The organism is Microbacterium sp. K41, from assembly GCF_004794395.1.
In the GTDB taxonomy this organism is placed as follows: domain Bacteria; phylum Actinomycetota; class Actinomycetes; order Actinomycetales; family Microbacteriaceae; genus Microbacterium; species Microbacterium sufflavum.
The window spans coordinates 1-3,759 of the sequence record NZ_SSDO01000291.1; the positions used below are offsets into that span (position 1 = coordinate 1).

The 3,759-nt window shown below is 72.4% G+C and carries 2 protein-coding genes and 2 pseudogenes; 2 read left to right on the forward strand and 2 right to left on the reverse strand.

Translation table 11 applies throughout. From position 1 onward, the window contains the following. Both DW309_RS08480 and DW309_RS08485 read left to right on the forward strand, forming a co-directional pair. Nucleotides 1–331: pseudogene (locus tag DW309_RS08480) on the forward strand (TetR family transcriptional regulator C-terminal domain-containing protein); the annotation flags it as partial. Nucleotides 332–425: 94 nt separating this feature from the next. Beyond that, complete coding sequence (locus DW309_RS08485; protein WP_205812690.1) at nucleotides 426–2,414, forward strand: primary-amine oxidase; 1,989 nt, start codon at nucleotides 426–428, stop codon at nucleotides 2,412–2,414. Between the two features lie 39 nt (nucleotides 2,415–2,453). Here DW309_RS08485 and murQ read toward each other — a convergent pair whose 3' ends face one another. Beyond that, nucleotides 2,454–3,389, reverse strand: coding sequence for an N-acetylmuramic acid 6-phosphate etherase (gene murQ / locus DW309_RS08490; protein ID WP_136029015.1), 936 nt, complete (start codon nucleotides 3,387–3,389; stop codon nucleotides 2,454–2,456). Further along, nucleotides 3,379–3,759 (reverse strand): annotated as a pseudogene (locus DW309_RS19485) (ATPase); the annotation flags it as partial. The gene murQ and the pseudogene DW309_RS19485, both read right to left, overlap by 11 nt.

The following is a 3,759-nucleotide window of genomic DNA, read 5'->3' on the forward strand; positions in this document are numbered from 1 at the left end:
CGACGCCCTGATGCGCGAGGTGCTGCCGGTCGACGAGCGCACCCGCACCGAGGCGCACGTCGTGGTGGGGTTCTGGGGGCGCCTGGCCACGCTCGCCCCCGCGCCCGACGCGGCCTCCCCGACCCTCGCGACCTGGCAGGACAGCATCCGCGAGGCCCTGCAGGAGGCGGTCGACGACGGAGAGCTGCGGCCGCAGACGCCCACCGCGGCGGTCATGGCACTGCTGCGCTCCATCACGTACGGCCAGCAGATCGTCGAGGTGACCGAGCCGCAGCCCGCCGCGGCCCACCTCGCAGTGCTCGACGGCATCCTCGCCCCCTGGCGCGCCTGACCCGCGAGCCGGCGCTTGTGCACGCGCGTCCGCGCGGCCTATCATCGTGCCATCCCGTTTCTTGAGCGTTTGCTCGAAAATAGTGAGGTCGACGATGTCCCACCACGCCCCGCAGCCCGTCTCCGTCGAGAAGATCGCGGTTCCGCACCCGCTCGACCCGCTCACCGGTGCCGAGATCGCCGCCGCCCGCGCGGTGCTGGAGGCGGCCGGACTGATGACCGAGACCACCCGCGTGCCGATGCTGCTGCCCGACGAGGCCACCAAGGAGGAGCTCGCGGCGTGGAGCCCCGGCTCCCCCATCGATCGCCGCGCCGACGTGACGCTGCTCGACACCGCCACGGGCGTCGCCACCGAGGTGATCGTGTCGATCACGCGCGGGGAGATCGTGCGCAGCGAGCGCGTGCCCAACGACGCCCCGCCGTACGGTCAGCCGCAGTACCTGTTCGAGGAGTACGAGCGGGCAGAGGCCATCGCGAAGGCGTCGCCCGAGTGGCGGGCCGCCATGGAGCGACGGGGCCTCGCGGAGCACATCGACCTCGCGTTCTGCTCCCCCCTCGCCCCCGGCTACACGGGTCGCGCCGACGAGGTGGGCCGCCGCGTCATCCGCTCGCTCACCTTCCTCAAGTACGACGAGAACGACTCGCCGTGGGCACACCCGGTCGAGGGTCTGATCGTGCACATCGACCTCACCGCGAACAGCGTGATCCGCGTGGAGGACGAGGGGGATGTGCCGGTGCCCGCCGGTCACGGCAACTACTACCCCGAGGTGCAGGGCGAGGCGCGCACGACGCTCACGCCCATCGAGATCACCCAGCCGCAGGGCACGAGCTTCCACGTGTCCGGCTCGCTCGTCGAGTGGGAGGGCTGGTCGATGCGCGTCGGCTTCAACGCCCGCGAGGGCCTCGTGCTGCACGACGTCTCGTTCCAGGGGCGCTCCGTGCTGCACCGCGCGAGCGTGCCCGAGATGGTGGTGCCCTACGGCGACACGGCCCCCGGGCGATTCTGGATCAGCTACTTCGACGCGGGCGAGTACCTGCTCGGCAAGAACGCCAACCATCTGGAACTGGGGTGCGACTGCCTCGGCGTGATCCGCTACCTCGACGGCTACGTCGCCGACGACCACGGCCACCCGGTGCGCATCCCGAACGTGATCTGCATGCACGAGGAGGACTTCGGGATCCTGTGGAAGCACACCGATCTCGCGGGCCGGTCCGACGTGCGGCGCTCCCGGCGCTTCGTGGTGTCGTACTTCTCCACGATCGGCAACTACGACTACGGCTTCTACTGGAACTTCGGACTGGACGGCTCGATCGAGGTGGTCGCCAAGGCCACGGGCATCGTGTTCGCGGGCGCCGGGGAGCCGGGCGTGCGGCAGAAGCACGCCACCGAGCTCGCGCCAGGGGTGTTCGCCCCCGTGCACCAGCACCTCTTCTGCGCCCGGCTCGACGTGGCGATCGACGGCTCCGACAACCGGCTCGTCGAGGTCGACGCGCAGCGGGTGCCGATGGGACCGGAGAACCCCTTCGGCAACGCGTTCTCCTGGTCGGAGACGGTGCTGGAGACCGAGCACGCCGCACAGCGCGAGGCCGACACCTCGGTCGCCCGGGTGTGGGAGGTGCAGAGCGCCTCGCGCACGAACCACGTCGGCCGACCCACTGCCTACCACCTGGTGCCGGAGCCGACCGCACTGCTGATGGCCGACCCCGCCTCGTCGGTGGCGGCGCGGGCGACGTTCGCGACCAAGCACCTGTGGGCGACGCGCTACGAGCACGGGCAGATCTGGCCGGCCGGCCGCTACCCCAACGCGCACCAGGGCGGCTCCGGCCTCCCCGAGTACAGCGCGGGCGACCGTCGCATCGACGGCGAAGATCTGGTGCTGTGGCACACGTTCGGCCTCACGCACTTCCCCCGCCCGGAGGACTGGCCGATCATGCCCGTCGACTATGCGGGCTTCTGGTTCAAGCCCTACGGCTTCCTCGACCAGAACCCGGCGATGGACGTGCCCGAGTCGTCGCAGGCCCACGGCGGCGCCGCGGCCTCGTCGTGCTGCGGCGGCGGGGCGGACTGCACCTGCGGCCACTGACGAGCCGCGTCCTCCGCCCGCATCCGTCGCGGGCGGGGGTCAGGCGAGGGCGGAGATCGCGTCGCGGAGGATGCCGTCGGCACCGGCGAGCGCGGTCGCGGCGGTCTCGGCGGGAGCAGCCGTGGCGAGCATGAGCAGGGCGAGCTTGACCGAGCCCTGCGCCTGCTGCAGTGCCGAGGCGGCCTCGTCGACGCCGACCCCCGACAGCTGCGACACGGTGCGGATCGACCGCGCGTGCAGCTTCTCGTTGGTGGCGAGCAGGTCGACCATGACGCCGCGGTACGTCTTGCCGAGCTTGATCATGGAGAGCGTGGTGAGCATGTTGACCACGAGCTTCTGCGCCGTGCCCGACTTCAGGCGCGTGGAGCCGGAGATGAACTCGGGCCCGGTCACGACCTCGATCGGGATGTCGGCCACCGCGCCGATCGCCGAGTTCGCGTTCGACGCGATCGCCACGGTCAGCGCGCCGACGCTGCGGGCGTACTCGAGCCCACCGACGACGTACGGCGTGCGACCGGACGCGGAGATGCCGACCACCGTGTCGCGCTCGGTGAGGTCGAGCGCGCGCAGCGAGTCTCCGGCGGCCTCCTCGTCGTCCTCGGCGTTCTCGACGGCGGAGCGGATCGCGGTCTCGCCGCCCGCGATCAGGCCGACCACCATGGAGGGGTCGGTGCCGAAGGTGGGCGGGCATTCGCTGGCGTCGAGCACGCCGATGCGCCCGGCCGTCCCCGCGCCGATGTAGATCAGGCGTCCCCCGCGGCGGAACCGCTCCGTGATGCCGTCGACCGCGGCGGCGATCTCGGCCGTCCGCTCGGCGACGGCCTCGGGCACCCGGCGGTCCTCGGCGTTCATGCGGCGCACGAGCTCGGTCGTCTCGAGCAGGTCGAGGTCGCCGCGCTCGGTCGTCGACGCCTCGGTGTCGAGCGTCTCCAGGACGGAGAGGAGGGCGGCGAGGCGGGAGTCGTCATTCGGCACGGTGCACGAACCTTTCGTGAGGGAGGTCGACGCGGCGGGTCAGCAGCAGCGCGCCGGCCAGGGCATCGCCCCGCGCCGGGACGACACGACGGCCGGCCGCACGCAGGGAGGAGCTCAGGGTGTCGCGGAACCAGGCGTGATCGGCGAGCCCGCCGTGCACGGCCACGTCGGTCGTGACGGCGGAGGCGGCGACCGCGCTGGTGGTGAGCAGGCGCACGGCCTCGGTCGCGATCGCGGCGGCGACGTCGTCTCCGGCTTCGGCGGCGTCGAGCACGAGCGGGGCGAGGGTCGCCAGGCGCCGGGCGAGCGCGCCGTCGCCCGCGAGCCAGGCCTGCACGTCGGACGGGGCCCCGACGGGTCCCGCGACGGC